General features: G+C 75.4%; 17 protein-coding genes. 2 read left to right on the forward strand and 15 right to left on the reverse strand.

Going from position 1 to position 15,831, the window contains the following annotated elements; all coding sequences use genetic code 11:
* Positions 1-7 precede the first annotated feature (7 nt).
* The 7 genes from ACO06A_RS04495 to ACO06A_RS04525 all read right to left on the reverse strand — a co-directional run bounded on the left by ACO06A_RS04495 (position 8) and on the right by ACO06A_RS04525 (position 6,678).
* Positions 8-661 (reverse strand): anaerobic ribonucleoside-triphosphate reductase activating protein, encoded by a 654-nt coding sequence (locus ACO06A_RS04495; RefSeq protein WP_421734846.1) that lies wholly within the window; start codon positions 659-661, stop codon positions 8-10.
* Complete coding sequence (locus ACO06A_RS04500) at positions 658-2,448, reverse strand: ribonucleoside triphosphate reductase (RefSeq protein WP_421734847.1); 1,791 nt, start codon at positions 2,446-2,448, stop codon at positions 658-660. Before ACO06A_RS04500 ends, ACO06A_RS04495 begins: the two co-directional genes overlap by 4 nt.
* A gap of 211 nt (positions 2,449-2,659) precedes the next feature.
* A complete protein-coding gene (locus ACO06A_RS04505; protein WP_421734848.1) occupies positions 2,660-3,523 on the reverse strand; it encodes a biotin-dependent carboxyltransferase family protein in 864 nt (287 codons plus the stop codon).
* Entirely contained in the window at positions 3,520-4,161 is a 642-nt protein-coding gene (locus ACO06A_RS04510) for a 5-oxoprolinase subunit B family protein (RefSeq protein WP_421734849.1), read from the reverse strand. Before ACO06A_RS04510 ends, ACO06A_RS04505 begins: the two co-directional genes overlap by 4 nt.
* A gap of 19 nt (positions 4,162-4,180) precedes the next feature.
* The gene (locus ACO06A_RS04515; RefSeq protein ID WP_421734850.1) at positions 4,181-5,293 is read right to left on the reverse strand and encodes a hypothetical protein; all 1,113 of its coding nucleotides are present in this window, start codon (positions 5,291-5,293) and stop codon (positions 4,181-4,183) included.
* Entirely contained in the window at positions 5,290-5,826 is a 537-nt protein-coding gene (locus ACO06A_RS04520) for a sigma-70 family RNA polymerase sigma factor (protein ID WP_421734851.1), read from the reverse strand. Before ACO06A_RS04520 ends, ACO06A_RS04515 begins: the two co-directional genes overlap by 4 nt.
* A gap of 90 nt (positions 5,827-5,916) precedes the next feature.
* On the reverse strand, positions 5,917-6,678 hold the full coding sequence (locus ACO06A_RS04525; RefSeq protein ID WP_421734852.1) for a LamB/YcsF family protein: 762 nt from the start codon (positions 6,676-6,678) through the stop codon (positions 5,917-5,919).
* Between the two features lie 104 nt (positions 6,679-6,782).
* Here ACO06A_RS04525 and ACO06A_RS04530 point away from each other — a divergent pair, with 104 nt between their 5' ends.
* Positions 6,783-9,377 carry a DEAD/DEAH box helicase gene (locus ACO06A_RS04530; RefSeq protein ID WP_421736015.1) on the forward strand — a complete coding sequence of 865 codons (2,595 nt, stop codon included), beginning with the start codon at positions 6,783-6,785 and terminating at the stop codon, positions 9,375-9,377.
* Positions 9,378-9,391: 14 nt separating this feature from the next.
* Here ACO06A_RS04530 and ACO06A_RS04535 read toward each other — a convergent pair whose 3' ends face one another.
* The 7 genes from ACO06A_RS04535 to ssd all read right to left on the reverse strand — a co-directional run bounded on the left by ACO06A_RS04535 (position 9,392) and on the right by ssd (position 13,724).
* Positions 9,392-9,754, reverse strand: a complete 363-nt coding sequence (locus ACO06A_RS04535; RefSeq protein ID WP_421734853.1) for an Rv3654c family TadE-like protein — start codon at positions 9,752-9,754, stop codon at positions 9,392-9,394.
* Entirely contained in the window at positions 9,751-10,095 is a 345-nt protein-coding gene (locus tag ACO06A_RS04540; RefSeq protein WP_175345973.1) for a TadE family type IV pilus minor pilin, read from the reverse strand. Before ACO06A_RS04540 ends, ACO06A_RS04535 begins: the two co-directional genes overlap by 4 nt.
* Positions 10,092-10,397 (reverse strand): DUF4244 domain-containing protein, encoded by a 306-nt coding sequence (locus tag ACO06A_RS04545; protein ID WP_421734854.1) that lies wholly within the window; start codon positions 10,395-10,397, stop codon positions 10,092-10,094. Before ACO06A_RS04545 ends, ACO06A_RS04540 begins: the two co-directional genes overlap by 4 nt.
* Positions 10,398-10,526: 129 nt before the next feature.
* Positions 10,527-11,087 carry a type II secretion system F family protein gene (locus ACO06A_RS04550; RefSeq protein WP_421734855.1) on the reverse strand — a complete coding sequence of 187 codons (561 nt, stop codon included), beginning with the start codon at positions 11,085-11,087 and terminating at the stop codon, positions 10,527-10,529.
* The gene (locus ACO06A_RS04555; protein ID WP_421734856.1) at positions 11,084-11,785 is read right to left on the reverse strand and encodes a type II secretion protein F; all 702 of its coding nucleotides are present in this window, start codon (positions 11,783-11,785) and stop codon (positions 11,084-11,086) included. The genes ACO06A_RS04550 and ACO06A_RS04555 overlap by 4 nt, the downstream gene beginning before the upstream one ends.
* Positions 11,782-12,966 (reverse strand): TadA family conjugal transfer-associated ATPase, encoded by a 1,185-nt coding sequence (locus ACO06A_RS04560; RefSeq protein WP_421734857.1) that lies wholly within the window; start codon positions 12,964-12,966, stop codon positions 11,782-11,784. Before ACO06A_RS04560 ends, ACO06A_RS04555 begins: the two co-directional genes overlap by 4 nt.
* Positions 12,963-13,724: a septum site-determining protein Ssd gene (gene ssd / locus ACO06A_RS04565; RefSeq protein ID WP_421734858.1), complete on the reverse strand. Its 762-nt coding sequence runs from the start codon at positions 13,722-13,724 to the stop codon at positions 12,963-12,965. Before ssd ends, ACO06A_RS04560 begins: the two co-directional genes overlap by 4 nt.
* A gap of 205 nt (positions 13,725-13,929) precedes the next feature.
* On the opposite strand from ssd, the gene ACO06A_RS04570 reads away from it, so the two are divergent.
* Entirely contained in the window at positions 13,930-14,736 is an 807-nt protein-coding gene (locus ACO06A_RS04570; RefSeq protein WP_421734859.1) for an HAD family hydrolase, read from the forward strand.
* Between the two features lie 259 nt (positions 14,737-14,995).
* On the opposite strand, the gene ACO06A_RS04575 is transcribed toward ACO06A_RS04570, so the two are convergent.
* The gene (locus ACO06A_RS04575; RefSeq protein WP_421734860.1) at positions 14,996-15,817 is read right to left on the reverse strand and encodes a cell filamentation protein Fic; all 822 of its coding nucleotides are present in this window, start codon (positions 15,815-15,817) and stop codon (positions 14,996-14,998) included.
* Positions 15,818-15,831 lie beyond the last annotated feature (14 nt).

A 15,831-nucleotide genomic window follows, 5' to 3' on the forward strand; every position in this document is an offset into this window, starting at 1 on the left:
GATCGGGTCACGCGGGCAACCGGCGCGCCTCCGTCAGAGCCGCCTGGTACTCGGTCGTCGTGCCGTCCGGCCTGACCTCCTGGAGCACGTGGTCGCGCACCCCGAGGTCGGCCAGGACGGCCCCGAGCTCCGCCACGTCGGCGTCGCTCAGGACCGTCGGGTCGACCGTGGTGCGCACCTGCACGTCGACCCCCGCGTCGAGCACCAGCCGCAGCGAGGTGAACGCAGCGTCCGCGCTGGTCCGCGGTCCGCCGACCTGGGTGATCGCGCGGTACAGCCGTGCGGGAGCCTTCACGTCCAGACCCACCCAGTCGACGTGCGGGAGCACGGCCTCGAGCCGCCGCGGGTAGGCGCCGGAGGTGTGCAGGCCCACGCCGAACCCGGCGTCGCGCACCTGCACCGCGGCGTCGCGCAGCGCCCACTGCATCGTCGGCTCCCCGCCCGAGAAGACCAGCCCGTCGAGCAGCCCGTGCCGCCGGTCCAGCAGCGCGAGCACGTCGTCCCACGGGACCTGCCCGGGAGCGCGCGGATCGAGGATCGACGCGTTGTGGCAGTAGGTGCACCGCCACGGGCAGCCCTGCAGGAAGACCGTCGCGACGAGCTTTCCCGGCCAGTCGCACGACGAGAGCGGAACCAGACCGGCGACGGCGACCTCCTTCACACGAGCGCCGGCTCTCGGAACGGCGTGCGCTCGGCGTGCTCACCCTGCTTGCCGATGTTGAACGAGCTGACCGGGCGGTGGTACCCCATGACGCGGGTCCACACCTCGCACGTCTGGCCGCACGTGGTGCACGTCTGGTGCTCGCCCGCGAGGTAGCCGTGGTTCGGGCAGATCGAGAACGTCGGCGTCACGGTCAGGTACGGCAGCCGGAACGTCGACAGGGCGCGCTTGACCAGCTCGCGGCAGGCGTCGGCGGTGGAGAGGCGCTCCGCCATGTAGAGGTGCAGCACCGTGCCGCCCGTGTACTTGGTCTGCAGCTCGTCCTGGCGGGTCAGCGCCTCGAACGGGTCGTCGGTGAACCCGACCGGGAGCTGCGAGGAGTTCGTGTAGTAGGGGTGGCTGTCGGTGCCGGCCTGAAGGATCCCGGGGAACCGGCGGCGGTCCTCCTTGGCGAACCGGTAGGTGGCGCCCTCCGCGGGCGTCGCCTCCAGGTTGTAGAGGTGGCCGGTCGCCTCCTGCAGCTCCACCATCCGCGTCCGGACGTGGTCGAGCAGGCGGATGACCAGCTCGTGCCCGCGCGGGTCGACGATGCCGTACTCGTCGCCCGTGAAGTTCCGGACCATCTCGTGCAGGCCGTTGACGCCGATCGTCGAGAAGTGGTTCTCGAGGGTGCCCAGGTAGCGGCGGGTGTACGGGAACAGGCCGTCGTCGATCAGGCGCTGGATGAGCTCGCGCTTGAGCTCCAGGGACGTGCACGCCAGGTCGATCAGCGTGTCGAGCTGCGCGAACAGGCCGGCCTCGTCGCCGCGGTGCACGTAGCCGAGCCGGCCGCAGTTGATGGTGACGACGCCGATGGAGCCGGTCTGCTCCGCCGAGCCGAACAGGCCGTTGCCGCGCTTGAGCAGCTCGCGCAGGTCCAGCTGGAGGCGGCAGCACATCGACCGGACGTCGCCGGGGTTCAGCTCGGAGTTGAGGAAGTTCTGGAAGTACGGCAGGCCGTACTTGGCGGTCATCGCGAAGAGCGCCTCGGCGTTCTCGCTGTTCCAGTCGAAGTCCTTGGTGATGTTGTACGTGGGGATCGGGAACGTGAACACCCGGCCCGACGCGTCCCCCGTGGTCATGATCTCGATGTACGCGCGGTTGATCATGTCCATCTCGACCTGGAGGTCGCCGTACGTGAAGTCGCACGGCTCCTCGGCGACGAACGGGATCTCGTCGCGCAGGTCGTCCGGGCACACCCAGTCGAACGTGAGGTTGGTGAACGGCGTCTGCGTGCCCCACCGCGACGGCACGTTGAGGTTGTAGACCAGCTCCTGGATGCCCTGGAGCACCTGCGCGTAGGTCAGTCCGTCGAGGCGCACGTACGGCGCCAGGTAGGTGTCGAACGAGCTGAACGCCTGCGCGCCGGCCCACTCGTTCTGCATGGTGCCGAGGAAGTTGACGATCTGGCCGACCGCGGCGCTGAAGTGGCGCGGCGGGCGCGCGTCGACCTTGCCCGGGACGCCGTTGAGGCCCTCCTGGAGCAGGTTCCGCAGCGACCAGCCGGCGCAGTAGCCGGAGAGCATGTCGAGGTCGTGCACGTGCAGGTCGCCCTCGCGGTGCGCCGTGCCGACCTCGGGCGGGTAGACGTGGCTCAGCCAGTAGTTGGCGACGACCTTGCCGCTGGTCTGGAGGATCAGACCGCCCAGCGAGTAGCCCTGGTTCGCGTTGGCGGACACCCGCCAGTCACTGCGGTCGAGGTACTCCTCGATCGACGAACCGACGTCCACGACGACCTTCTCCGACATGCCCCGTACTCCCTGCTCCACGATGAGGTGCCTCCGACCGCCACCACAACATGCTGTGGTCTAGGCGGTCGATGAGGACTAGATGTAGAGATTTCTATGCCCGCGGCCTGGCGCGGAGTGGGCCTTAGGTCCCGGTCGCCGGACGGTCCCCGTGCGGGGATCGTCGTCGAGCGAGTGAAGTCGCGGCGTGTCGCTCCCGGCGGCCTTGTCGTCAGCCCGGCGCGAACCGCACGGGGTCTCCGGGACGCAGCTGTCCGAGCCGCCCGAGCGCGTGCCGGCGGACCACCGCGACCACCGGATAGCCCCCCGTCACGGGGTGGTCGACGCCGAACACGACCGGTCGACCGTCGGGCGGAACCTGCACCGCGCCGACCACCAGACCCTCCGACGGGAGCTCGCGACCCTCGTGCTGGGCGGTCCGCCCGAGGGTCGGCCCGTCGAGCCGCACGGCCACCCGGTTCGTCGCCGGCGTGACGCGGTACTCGTGCGGGCCGCACAGCCGTTCCAGGGCGTCGTCGAACCAGTCGGCGTGCGGGCCTCGCACGATCGGGAGCGCGCCGCCCTGGTCCGGGCGCACCGGGGCGACGTCCACCACCGGCCAGTCCGCAGGCGCGGGTCCGACCGGCAGGACGTCCCCCGCGGCGAGCGGTGCCGGTCCGAGCCCGGCCAGCTGGTCGGTGCTGCGCGACCCCAGCACGGGCGGCGCGTCGATCCCGCCGCGCACCGCGACGTAGGTCCGCAGCCCGAGCTCCACCGTGCCGAGCCGCAGCTCCGACCCGTCCCGCAGCTCGAGCACGGCCTCGTGCCCCACCGGCCGACCGTCCACCCACGCAGGTCCGTGCCCGCCGGTGAGTGCCACGGTCACGGCCCCGCGGGCGCGCACCCGCAACCCGCCCAGCAGCACCTCGAGCCCCGCGGCACCCTCGTCGTTGGCGACGAGCCGGTTGGCCAGCCGCAGCGCGCCCGCGTCCGCCGCCCCGGAGCGCCCGACGCCGATGTGCGCCCAGCCGGGCCGTCCCAGGTCCTCGACGAGCGTGAGCAGTCCCGGGTCGACGACCTCCAGCGCACTCGTCATGACGCCGTGAACCGGACTCGTGTGCCGGGCTGGAGAAGCGCGGGTGGCTCGCGGTCCACGTCGAACAGCCGGACGTCGCACCGGCCCAGCAGGCGCCACCCGCCCGGGGTCGCGGCCGGGTAGACCGCGCTGAACTCGTCGGCGATCGCGACCGAGCCGGCCGGGACGCGTTCGCGCGGGCTGTCCAGCCGCGGGACGCGCAGCACCGGGTCGAGGCCGACCAGGTAGGCGAACCCCGGCATGAAGCCGCCGAACGCGACGGTGTACTGCGCGCCGGTGTGCCGCGCGATCACGTCGTCGACGGACAGCCCGGCCAGGCGCGCGACGTCGTCGAGGTCGGCACCGTCGTAGACCACCTCGAGGACGACCTCGGTGGTGGCGGTCTCCCTCGCGGCGTCGGTGCGCCCGGCCCACCACCGCTCGACAGGCAGGCTGCCGGCGTCGGCACCGTCGCGCACCCGGAGCAGGAGGGTGCGCGCGGCGGGCACCTGGTCGACGATGGCCGCCGCCTCCGGGTCCGTCGCCCGGGCGGCACGCACCGCGTCGTCGAGCGCGCGCACCTCGGCAAGATCCGCGAGCTCGACCAGGACGGCGTCGTCCCCGTAGGGCAGCACCCGCGGCGCGCGCACGTCGGTCATGCGGCTGATCTTGCCGGACCTACGGGACGGTGACCGTCCCGGACAGCTCCACGGCGGCGATCGCGTTCGTCGTGGGCCCCTCTCCTTCCTGCGGCGCGATGGTCACGACGGCGATCGCGCGGTAGATCCCCGACGGCGGCGGACCGTCGCCGCAGCCGTCCGGGCGGTCCGGCACGGAGAGCGCGACCAGCTCGCCCGGCGTGAGCGTGCCGCCCGCCCGACTCTCTGACTCCGCGGGCGCGCGGGAGTCGGCGACGACCGCCCCGGTCGTGTCGTCGACGAGCAGGATCCGCTGGTCGAGCATCTCCGCCTCCTCGTGCCCGGTCCACGTGACCCGGAGGCTCGCGGCACCCTCGGGGGTGACGTCTCCGGCGAGGTCGACCCGCGCGTCGCCGTCGGGGATCACGGACTCGGCGGAGCCGCACCACTGCTCCCGGGCGTTTCCTGCCACCACGAGCGGCTCCGCCGGGCTGAGCGCGACCAGCTCACCGGTGTCAGGCTCGGCGTAGGCCGCGTAGACCTCGTAGTCGCCGTCCGGCAGCGCCTTGCTCTTGTCCGGGCCGCCACAGGACTGGAGGCTCAGGAAGTCCCCGCCCGCGAAGGACGACGGCCCGAGGGGTCCGGTGTCCCACTGGCTCACGTCGGCAGCCGCCGCGACCACGACGCCGTTGCGCGCTGCCACCACCCTGACGGCGCTCGGTCCTGCCACGGCCTCGGTGAGGCGCGCGGAGATGTACACCGGCATCGACGAGTAGGTCTGCGTCGGGTAGTTCCCGAGCGCCACCCCCAGCTCGTAGGGCGACGCGGCGGCGGGGGCACGCACGGTCCAGCCACAGGTACCCGGGGGGGCGTCCGGATCCGCGGCGGGCAACGTGGTCGCCACCTGGTCGGGGGGGAGCCTGGACAACCGGGTGTCACCGGGCGCCGTGCGCGAGGCCGAGTCGAGCAGCCCCGGGGTCTGCGTCGCGGTGACCGCGAGCGCGCCCGCCAGACCGACCCCGCCGGCGGTCCGTGCCACGGTGCGCGTCGCTCGGCGGCGGCGGATCCGGCGGCCCAGCACCGACGGCTCGAGCGTGCCCAGCGGGGCGTGGTCGGCGGCCTCGCGCAACGCGGAGGACAGGTCGAGGCTCATCGGGTGCTCCTGGTGGTGATCAGGTGGGACTCGGAGGGTGCATCGGGGGCGACGGGGCCGAGCACGCGCTCGAGCCCGTGCACGCCGTCGCTGAGGTACCGCTTCACCGCGCCGGCGGAGATCTGCATACGGTCGGCGATGTCGGCCACGGGGAGGTCCTCGAAGTAGCGGAGCACGATGCATGCGCGGACCCGCGGCGGGAGCCCAGCCAGGGCGGCGACGACGTCCCGACGCGTGTCGACGCCGAGCCGGGGATCGTCCGCGACCTCCGGCGAGGCGAGCAGGTGCCGGACGCTCAGCCACCGCCGTCGGCGGCGGTACCCGTCGATGTAGGAGGAGAGCATCGTCTGGCGGACGTAGCCCTCCACGGCGGCGGGCACCCGGAGCGTGGCCTTGCGGGCGAGCACCGACACGAGGGCGTCCTGCACCAGCTCCTGGGCGTCCGCCGCGTCCCCGGTCAGCAGGTAGCCGTACCGCAGCAGGGCCGGTCCGCGCTCACGGACCAGCTGCTCCAGCACGTCCTGCCAGTCCACGCGCGCTGCCCGCTCTCCGTGCTCGAGGTGCGTCGGTCGATCGGCCCGACACCGACCATGACGGACGGGCGGCCCGATTCGTTGGGGTGCTCATCGGGCGAACGGTGCGACCGTCACCCCGTTCGTCCGCAGCTCCGCCCGCACCCTGCGCGCGAGCACCGCGGCGCCGGGAGTGTCGGAGTGCACGCACACCGACTCCGCCGCCACGCGGACGTCCGACCCGTCGACCGCGCGCACCACCCCGTGCTGCGCCAGCCGTACCACTCGCGCGGCGACCTCGTCGGCGTCGGTGACCAGCGCCCCCGGCTCGGACCGCGGAACCAACGTCCCGTCCGCCCGGTAGCCGCGGTCGGCGAAGGCTTCCGCGACCGCACGGCGACCGGTCCTGGCGGCGATCTCCAGGACCGCGGACCCGGGGAGGCCCAGCACCGGCAGGTCCCCGACGCCCTCCACGACCGACCGAGCGTGCTCCTGGTGGTGCACGACCGCGTTGTAGAGCGCGCCGTGCGGCTTCACGTAGGCCACCCGGGTGCCTCCTCGCAGGGCGATCGCCGCCAGCACGGCGACCTGCTGCGCCACCTGCGCGCGCAGCTCGTCGGCCGGCACGTCCAGGAAGCGGCGACCGAAGTGCTCGCGGTCCAGGTAGGACACGTGCGCACCGACCGCGACCCGGCGGGCCGCCGCCGCGCGGCACACGGCGGCCATGATCCGCTCGTCGCCCGCGTGGAAGCCGCACGCGACGTTCGCGCTGGTCACCACGTCGAGCAGCACCGTGTCGAGGCCGTCGACGCCCGCCTCCCAGGCGTCGAGCTCCTCGCCGAGGTCGCAGTTGAGGTCGATCCGCACCGCCATGCCCTCGATCCTGCCCGACGACCGCCCGGTGCGAGGATGGTCGGGTGGTGGAACCCGGTGAGCTGCTCGACGTGCTGCTCGCCGCGGGACGCCGCACCGACCGCATGACGCACGTGCGGCACCTGCCGTCCCGCCCGGGGGTGCAGGCCGAGTGGCCGACGTGGGCCGACGCGGACCTGGTGCACGGGTACCGCGCCCTGGGGGTCGACCGACCCTGGCTGCACCAGGTGCAGGCGGCCGACGCAGCGTGGTCCGGCCGGCACACGGTCCTGGCCACCTCGACCGGCTCCGGCAAGTCCCTCGCGTTCTGGCTGCCCGCCCTGACGACCGCCCGGTCCGCCGCCGCGGGCTCCTTGCTCGACCCGGGCCGCATCGAGTCCGTCACCCGTCGCGCGACGACGCTCTACCTGTGCCCGACCAAGGCCCTGGCCGCCGACCAGCTCGCCGCGCTCGACCGGCTGCTCGTCGCCGCCCGCACCCGCGACGTCCGCGTCGCCACCTGCGACGGCGACACCTCGCTCGAGGAGCGCCGCTGGGTGCAGGAGCACGCCGACGTGGTGCTCACCAACCCCGACTTCCTGCACTTCGCCCTGCTCCCCCAGCACCGCCGGTGGGCGCGCCTGCTCGGGTCGCTGCGGTACGTGGTGGTCGACGAGTGCCACGCGTTCCGCGGCGTGTTCGGCGCGCACGTGGGCCTGGTCCTGCGGCGTCTGCGCCGCCTCGCCGCCTCGTACGGTGCGACGCCGACCTTCCTGCTGGCGTCCGCCACCACCTCCGACCCGGCCGCGAGCGCCGCCCGGCTCATCGGCGTGGACCCCTCGGAGGTGACCGCCGTGACCGACGACGCCTCCCCCGCCGGCCGCAAGACGTTCGTCCTGTGGCAGCCGCCGGAGCTGCCGGGCACCGAAGCGCCCTGGTCGTCCCTCCTGCCCGAGGACGACCCCTGGGCCACGCCGCTCGCGCTTCCCCGGCACGTCACGCGCGGACCGGACGACCTCAGCGTCCCGGCGCCTGACGACGTCTGGGGAGACGGCGCGACCGCGAACGGCACCGAGGAGCCCTCTGCCGTCCCGGCCGGTCCGGGTGGCGCGGAGCCGGTCGTGCTGTCGGAGCTGCTCGCCGCCGTCCTCCCCGGCATCGGCACGCCTGCGCCGGGCGAGGGGTCCGGCCCCCTCGGCACGGGCGACCGGATCGTCGCGGAACCCTCCGACCGTCCGCGGCGCACGGCCACCGCGGAGATCGCCGACCTGCTCGCCGACCTCACCGCCGCGGGCGCCCGCTCCCTGGCGTTCACGCGGTCGCGTCGGGGCGCGGAGTCCGTCGCGGCCACCACCCGCGCGCACCTGCTGGAGATCGACCCGACGCTCGCCGCCTCGGTCTCGGCCTACCGCGGGGGCTACCTGCCCGAGGAGCGCCGCGCGCTCGAGTCCGCGATCCGGTCGGGGGCGCTGCGCGCGCTCGCGACGACGAACGCGCTCGAGCTCGGCGTCGACATCTCGGGACTCGACGCGGTGCTCATCGCCGGCTGGCCGGGCACGCGGGTGTCGCTGTGGCAGCAGGCCGGGCGCGCTGGGCGGGCCGGCACCGACGGGCTCGTCGTCCTGGTCGCCCGCGAGGACCCCCTGGACACGTTCCTGGTGCACCATGCCGAGGCGATCTTCGACACGCCCGTCGAGGCCACGGTCTTCGACACCACCAACCCGTACGTGCTCGCCCCCCACCTGTGCGCCGCCGCGGCCGAGCTCCCGCTGCGCACGGAGGAGCTGGACCTGTTCGGCCCCCGCACCGCCGACCTGCTGGCCGAGCTGGTCGAGCGCGGGACCCTGCGCCGCCGACCCTCCGGCTGGTACTGGACGCACAACGAGCCGGCCAGCCGCCTGACCGACCTGCGCGGGTCCGGCGGGGACCCCGTCCGCGTGGTGGAGTCGGTCACCGGGCGGCTGCTCGGCACGGTCGACGCCGCCTCCGCCGACTCCACCGTGCACGACGGTGCCGTCTACGTGCACCAGGGCGCCACGTTCGTCGTCGACGAGCTGCGCCTCGAGGACGGCATCGCCCTGGTCACCCGACGCGACGTGGACTACGGCACCTGGGCGCGCTGGGTCACGACGACGGAGATCCAGTCGGTCGACGCCGAGGTGCCCTGGGGGCCGATCACCTGGGGGTTCGGGTCGGTCGACGTGACCACCCAGGTGCTGGGCTACCAGCGCAAGCGCATCCCCGACCTCCAGGTGCTGGGGACCGAGGAGCTCGACCTGCCCGCCCGCACGCTGCGCACCACCGCGGTCTGGTGGACCGCGCCGGCCGAGGTCCTGCTCGCCGCGGGCGTGACCGTCGAGGCCACACCCGGAGCCCTGCACGCCGCCGAGCACGCCTCGATCGGGCTGCTACCCCTGCTTGCGACCTGCGACCGGTGGGACCTCGGCGGGCTGTCGACCGCGCTGCACGTGGACACCGAGCACGCCACCGTGTTCGTGCACGACGCCTACCCCGGCGGTGCCGGCTTCGCGGAGCGCGGCTTCACGCTCGGCGCCACGTGGCTCCGGGCCACCCGCGACGCGATCGCCGCCTGCCGGTGCCTGACCGGCTGCCCTGCCTGCGTGCAGTCGCCGAAGTGCGGCAACGCCAACAACCCCCTGGACAAGGCCGCGGCCGTCCGGCTGCTCGACGTGGTCCTCTCCCACGCGCCGGCGGCCTGACGGCGACCGGGCCGTCACGAGCGTGCCGACACGGGGCCGGCGCGCGCCCAGGCGGACGCGGTGCCGGTCGCGGTCGGCACCAGCACCCGCACGGTCAGCACTCCGCGCCCGTCATCGGTGCAGGCGGCGAGCGCGCCCCCGTTCCGCCGCACCGCCTGCCCGGCCGCCGCGCACGGGTCGCCGGTGCCCGCAGCCAGCAGCCGGGCCGCCCCCGCGAGCGCGCCCAGGTCCGCGGCCGACTGCGCGCGCCCACGGGCCAGCTGGGCCGAGGCGAGCAGGCCGAGCAGACCGGCCACGACCAGGAGCACCGCGACCAGCGCCAGCAGCAGGACCGTCCCCGACCCGCGATCGTCCCGACACCCGCGCCCGCCGGTCACGGTTCCGCCCGCGCGACGGCCGACGCGTGCGCCCGCAGGGGTGTTCCCTGCCAGGACCCGACGGCGTCCGAGACCGTCACCGTCACCCAGCCCTCCGACCGGCTCACCGCCACCGCGGCACCCTCACCGGCGAGCCGCCGCGCGGTCGCCACGACCGTCCCGTCGGCCTCACCGAGCGCCGCCGACCGGGCGCCCGCCCGCGCCGCGTCGGTGCACCGGGTCTGCGCGACCGCCGCCGACGCCACGGTGAGCAGGGCGACAAGCAGAAGGACGACCGCGGGCAGCCCCACCGCGAGCTCGGCGGTGACGCTCCCGCGGTCCCGCCGGCCCGCGGTCGTCACAGCGAGAGCGCCTGTCGGATGATCCCCAGCAGCAGGCCCTTCACCTCGTTCCCCTTGAGGATGACGACGAGCAGTCCGGCGAAGCCGACCGCCGCCAGGGTCGCGATGGCGTACTCGGCGGTCGCCATCCCGGCGTCGGTCAGCCGGGTGCGGACGTGCCGGCCGGGAGCGTGCATGGCGAGGGCGGCGCGCGGGAGCACGGCCCTGCGATGGGCCGGGGCGTCGGTGCCCGCCGTCGGGGCGCCCTCGGGCGTGACGGCGTCGTCGGCTGGCCGGCTGTGGGGCATCTCTGTGGTCGTCATGACCTCTCCTCTCGCGGAGCACCGACGACTGTCGGAGCCTCGCCAGCGTCGGCGTCGGGCGACGCCCTCGGGGTGGCCGGAGCCCGATCGGTGGACCCCGTGCAGAAGGGCCGGGCTGTGGACGTCTCGTCAGCCGAGCAGGTCGCCGGCGAGGCTGAGCAGCATCGGGACCAGTCCGAGCAGCACGAACGCGGGCAGGAAGCAGAGCCCGAGCGGGAGGACCAGCTGCACCCCGAGCGAACCCGCGGCAGCAGCCGTGCGAGCGCGGCGCTCCCGCCGCAGCTGGTCGGCCCGCCCGCGCAACGCCGGCCCGGGCGCGGACCCCGTCGTCCAGCTGGCCTCCAGCACATCGACGACGCCCGACACGGGTGCGCCCGACCAGGCCGAGTGCCACGACGCGCCCAGCAGCAGGCCGGTCGCACCCCGAGCCAGGGCGTCGCCCTGCTCTCCACCGACAGCCGCACCCACCGCGGCCAGCGCGCGCGGCACCGACGCACCCGTCGCGATCGCCACGTCGATCAGGTCGAGCAGCAGCACGGGGTCCAGCGGTGCAGGCGGCCTCCCCGCCGTCGCGCGCCGCGGCACACGCGGAGCACCCGTGGGCCTCGACCGAGCACGGCCCCACCACCACGGGCTGGTCGCCGCACCGACCGACGACGCGACGACGACGGCGAGCACCAGTGGCGTCACCGCCGCGCGACCGTCCTGGTGCGACGCACCACCGGACCGGCTGCTCCCGCGCGGCCCGCCCGGGACAGCAGGGCGGACGTCCACCACCGCCCCGCCAGCAGGAGTGCCACACCGAGCACGGCCGACGTCGTCCCGAGCCCGCCGGAGAGCACCACCCCGACGGGGTCGGCACCCAGCAGGGCGCCTAGCGCCACCCCGAGCAGCGGGAGCCACGCGAGCACCTGCGCGGTCGACCGCGGTCCGGCGAGGGCCGCCCGTCGCGCGCCCTCCGCCTCCTCGTCGGCGGCGACGGCTGCCGCGATGCGCTCGAGAACACCGGCCAGGGGTGCGCCCAGCTGGTCGGACACCTGCGCCGCCGCCAGCACCGCGCGGACCCGCTGGACGTCCCCGTCGCGCGCCCGGCGACGGATCGGCCCCCGGCGCGGCGGGACCGTCGCCCCGAGCAGCGCGGCGGCGGTGGGCACGGGACCGCCGGCGACCGTGCCGAGCACCCGCGACCACGCCTGCGCCGGGGTGGCCCCCGCACGCAGCTGGGCCGCGACGCCGAGCAGCCGCTCCGACAGGTCACCACCCGGCCGACGCGCACCCACCACGGCCCCCGCAGGGCTCGGCGGGGTCGCCGCGCGCACCCGCCGACCCGGCGTCCCCGTCACCGCAGCAACGGCGAGCCCGGTTAGCGCCCCCACGACCAGGCTCATCGGGGCGACTCGACCGCGAGACCGAGGCGGGCGGCTAATGCGGGCCACGCGGGCCCGACGGTCGTGACACCCGTCGGGCTGACCTGGAGCGCGCACGCCACCTCCAGCTCGCCCGAGGAGCCCCGGCGGACGACACCCACCTCCGCGACGTAACGCCGGCCGGCGCGGCGCAGGTGGAGCACCGCGTCGAACGCGCTCGCGGCCTGCGCGGCCACCGCCTCGCGGGACATCCCCGCCAGCGCGGCGAGCGCCTCGAGCCGCGCCGGTACGTCCGCCGCCGCGTTCGCGTGCACGGTGGCGCACCCGCCGTCGTGCCCGGTGTTCAACGCGGCGAGCACCTCGCGCACCTCGGCGCCGCGGCACTCGCCGAGCACGATCCGGTCGGGCCGCATCCGCAGCGCATGCCGCACCAGGCCAGCCAGGTCCACCCGGCCGGCGCCGTCGACGTTGGCGTGCCTAGCCAGCAGGCGGACCACGTGCGGGTGCGCCGGTGCGAGCTCACCCGCCTCCTCGACCACCACCAGCCGTTCGTCGTGCGGGACCAGCGACAGCAGGGCGGCCAGGAGCGTGGTCTTGCCGGAGCCGGTCGAGCCCGAGATCAGCAGGTTGGCGCGGGTGGACACCAGCGCCCGGACCACCGGGACGAGCGCGGGCGCCAGGGTGCCGGACGCGACCAGCTGCTCCACCGTGAACGCGCGGGACCGGACCACGCGCAGGCTGATCAGGGCACACCCCTCGGCCACAGGCGGGAGCACGGCATGCAGCCGGGTCCCGTCCGGCAGGCGGGCGTCGACCGCGGGCGAGGCGTCGTCGAGGCGCTGGCCACCCGCCGCCGCCAGCCGGACCGCGAGCGCGCGGACGTCGTCGACGCCGCCGAGGTCGACGTCCGCCCGGGTCAACCGTCCCGCGCGCTCCACCCACACGTCGCGCGGTCCGTTGACCAGCACGTCGGTGACCTCGGGGTCGTCGAGGAACCCCTGGAGCCGACCCGCACCGAAGAGCTCGTCGCGCACCGTCCGGGTCATCGACGTCAGCGCACGGGAGCCGAGCACCGCCCCGGCCTCCCGCGCCGCCGCCTCGACGACTGCCCCGAGGGCGTCGCCGGACTCTCCGCCCGCACCCAGCCTCGTCCGGACGGCGTCGAGGAAGTCCGGGCCGACCCCCCGGACCAACGCAGTCACCGCACGCTCCGGTCGAGCGCAGCCACGATCCGGTCGGCGGCGCGAGCGATCCGGCCGCCGACGGGCACCCCGCCCCGCTCGAGCGCCGCCGACACGCGCCGGTCCGTCGGCAGGCTGGCCAGGACCGGCAGGTCCACGGCCTCGGCCAGCTCTGCGGTGCCGAGACCGCCGGGCGCCGGGCCGCGCACGATCAGCGACGCGGGCACGCCGGCGCCCAGGTGCGGCCGCATCGCCAGGATGCCGGCCACGGTGCGCAGGTCCCGCGGGGCCACCACGAGCACCGCGTCGCACGCTCTCGCCAGCGACTCCCCGGCCACGACGGAGGCCCGGTCCAGGTCGAGGACGAGGGCACCCGCCGCACTGGTCAGCGCGTGCAGGACGTCGGCCACGACCGCGGGCTCGGGCGCCCCCGGCCGGGCCCGGTCGGCGCTGAGCACCGCGCACGACCCCCACCGCGGCAGCAGCGCCAGCACGTCGGCTCCCGACACCTCGCCGCGCGCGTCCGCCAGGTCCGGCCAGCGCACCCCGTCGGCACCCTCCAGCCCCAGCAGGACGTCGATCCCGCCCGAGGCGCGGTCGAGGTCCACCAGGGCGGTCGCGGTCCGCCGCGCGAGCTGGCGGGCGAGCGCGGCCGCGAGCGTCGAGGCGCCGCCGCCCCCGCGTCCGGCCACCACGCCGACGACGAGCGCGCGCCGGGGCGTCGAGGCAACCGACGGCCAGGTCGGTGGGGCGGAGGGGGTGCCCGTGAGGGGGGTCATCGGGTTCACCTTCCGTCGGGATCCGACCTGGCCGCCGGCGCACCACGCACCCTGCCGCGGCGGACGGGACCCGTCCGCGGGAGGCAGCGGATCTGGGATGGCCTTCCACACGCCCGGGGCTGGGGGCGGCTCGCCCTCGCGTGGGCGTCGGCCACTAGGCTCGCGGCGACCCGCACGGCACCCGACGACGACGCCCCGGAGCAGCATGGACGAGGACCCGACGCAGGATGACCCGCTGCGCGAGGCCGCGTTCTTCGACCTCGACAAGACGATCATCGCGACGTCGTCGGCCACCGCGTTCTCCCGACCGTTCCTCGCCGAGGGCCTGCTCACCCGCCGGTCGGTGGTGCGGACCGCGTACGCGCAGCTGCTCTACCAGCTCGGCGGCGCCGACGAGGACCAGACGGAGCGTCTGCGCGCCCAGCTCTCCCGCATGGTGGCCGGCTGGGACGTGTCGCAGGTGTCGGCGATCGTCGCGGAGACGCTGCACGAGTCCATCGACCCCACCGTGTACGCAGAGGCCGTCGCACTCATCGAGGAGCACCACGCCGCGGGCCGGGACGTGGTCGTGGTCTCGGCCTCGGGCGCCGAGGTGGTCGAGCCGATCGCGGCGATCCTCGGGGCGGACCACGTCATCGCGACGCGGATGAACGTCGCCGACGGGCGGTACACCGGCGAGATCGACTTCTACGCCTACGGCGAGAACAAGGCGTCGGCCGTCCGGGAGCTCGCCGAGGCGCAGGGCTACGACCTCGACGCCAGCTACGCGTACTCGGACTCCATCACCGACGCGCCCATGCTCGGCACGGTCGGCCACGCGTTCGCCGTCAACCCCGACCGCGCTCTGCGCCGCCTCGCGATCGAGCGCGGCTGGGGGGCCCTCTCGTTCGTCCGGCCCGTGCCCCTGTTCCCGCGCCGCGCCCGCATCGTCACGGCGGGAGCCGTCACCCTCGTCGTGGTGGCCGCGGTCGTCACCGCCCTCGCGATCCGCCGGAGCCGTCGACGCCGCTGAGTCCGCATCGCGGACCAGCGTCCCAGCATCCGGCGCTCCCGGACGGGTGGCCTGCACCGTCGTCGCCCTGGCTGTCGCGGATCCGGTAAGTGGGGTACCAAAGGACCACAACTGCATGACCGCGAGGGCACCCACGCGCAGGAGAGCCCACCTATGGGCAGGTCGACCGGGCTTGTCCCGTCGCGACCGACACCGGTGCACGCCTGATCACCCTCCGGTCGGCTGTTGGCGACGGCGCCCCCTGGGGCGCCGTCGTTCGTCAGCCCAGCGACCCCGCCAGCACCGCGTCCGCCACGCCGCGCGCCTCGGTCACCCCGCGCACCACCGCGTCCCCGTACCCGCGCACCCAGGCCGCCACCCCGTCCGGCGTCCCTGTCGCGAACCCGGCCGCGCCCCCGAGGTACGGGTTGAGCGCGTCGGCCCAGGCGGACTCGGCGACCACCGACCCGGTCGGGTCCAGACCCCGCGCCGTGAGCAGAAGCCGCGCGACGGCCCGCGTGACCAGCCCGTTCGCGGCGAGGAACGGGCGCAGCGCCAGCAGCTCGCCGTGCACGACGGCGCCGACCACCAGGGCGGGGACCGTCGTGGTCCGCACGGTCCGGTCGAGCAGGTCGATCCGCGCGGCGAGCTCGTCGCCGACGGGCGCCGGTCCCAGGCCGGTGAGGTCCCGCGCCGCCTCGTCGACCCGGAGCCGGCCGACGTCGGGCTCCTCCAGCCACCCGGCCGTCGCGGCCGTGTGCACGCGGGCGAGCACCTGGCGCAGCGGCGGGAGGGCGGCCGACCCGCTGATCCCGAGCGCAGGCATCCACCGCTCCACCAGCACCGTGGCCCGCAGCGCACCGACGACGACAGGATCGGAGCCGCCACCGGTCGCGACCTCGCGCACCAGCGACAGCGGCACCCGCACACCCTCGATCTCGCACGACGCGCGCGTGGCCCGCAGGCCCGCCTCGGCCCGGACCTCCCGCCAGCGCCGCCGGTAGGCCTCGTGCCAGCGCAGCTCCTCGCAGGCGATCCGCGAGCGCTCGACCGCCTCGGCCACCCCGGCGAGCTCGAGGAGGGGGGCGAGGGGGTCGGTCACGCGGTCACCCTATA

This window comes from Cellulomonas sp. (genome assembly GCF_965229465.1).
Lineage (GTDB): Bacteria > Actinomycetota > Actinomycetes > Actinomycetales > Cellulomonadaceae > Cellulomonas.

What these genes read in the sequence shown, in the direction of transcription:
- ACO06A_RS04515 (WP_421734850.1), bottom strand. Translation starts at nt 5,293, where the DNA reads ATGAGCCTCGACCTGTCCTCCGCGTTGCGCGAGGCCGCCGACCACGCC.
- ACO06A_RS04525 (WP_421734852.1), bottom strand. Translation starts at nt 6,678, where the DNA reads ATGGCGGTGCGGATCGACCTCAACTGCGACCTCGGCGAGGAGCTCGAC.
- ssd (WP_421734858.1), bottom strand. Translation starts at nt 13,724, where the DNA reads ATGACCCCCCTCACGGGCACCCCCTCCGCCCCACCGACCTGGCCGTCG.
- ACO06A_RS04505 (WP_421734848.1), bottom strand. Translation starts at nt 3,523, where the DNA reads ATGACGAGTGCGCTGGAGGTCGTCGACCCGGGACTGCTCACGCTCGTC.
- ACO06A_RS04530 (WP_421736015.1), top strand. Translation starts at nt 6,783, where the DNA reads ATGACGCACGTGCGGCACCTGCCGTCCCGCCCGGGGGTGCAGGCCGAG.
- ACO06A_RS04555 (WP_421734856.1), bottom strand. Translation starts at nt 11,785, where the DNA reads ATGAGCCTGGTCGTGGGGGCGCTAACCGGGCTCGCCGTTGCTGCGGTG.
- ACO06A_RS04570 (WP_421734859.1), top strand. Translation starts at nt 13,930, where the DNA reads ATGGACGAGGACCCGACGCAGGATGACCCGCTGCGCGAGGCCGCGTTC.
- ACO06A_RS04510 (WP_421734849.1), bottom strand. Translation starts at nt 4,161, where the DNA reads ATGACCGACGTGCGCGCGCCGCGGGTGCTGCCCTACGGGGACGACGCC.
- ACO06A_RS04545 (WP_421734854.1), bottom strand. Translation starts at nt 10,397, where the DNA reads ATGACGACCACAGAGATGCCCCACAGCCGGCCAGCCGACGACGCCGTC.
- ACO06A_RS04500 (WP_421734847.1), bottom strand. Translation starts at nt 2,448, where the DNA reads ATGTCGGAGAAGGTCGTCGTGGACGTCGGTTCGTCGATCGAGGAGTAC.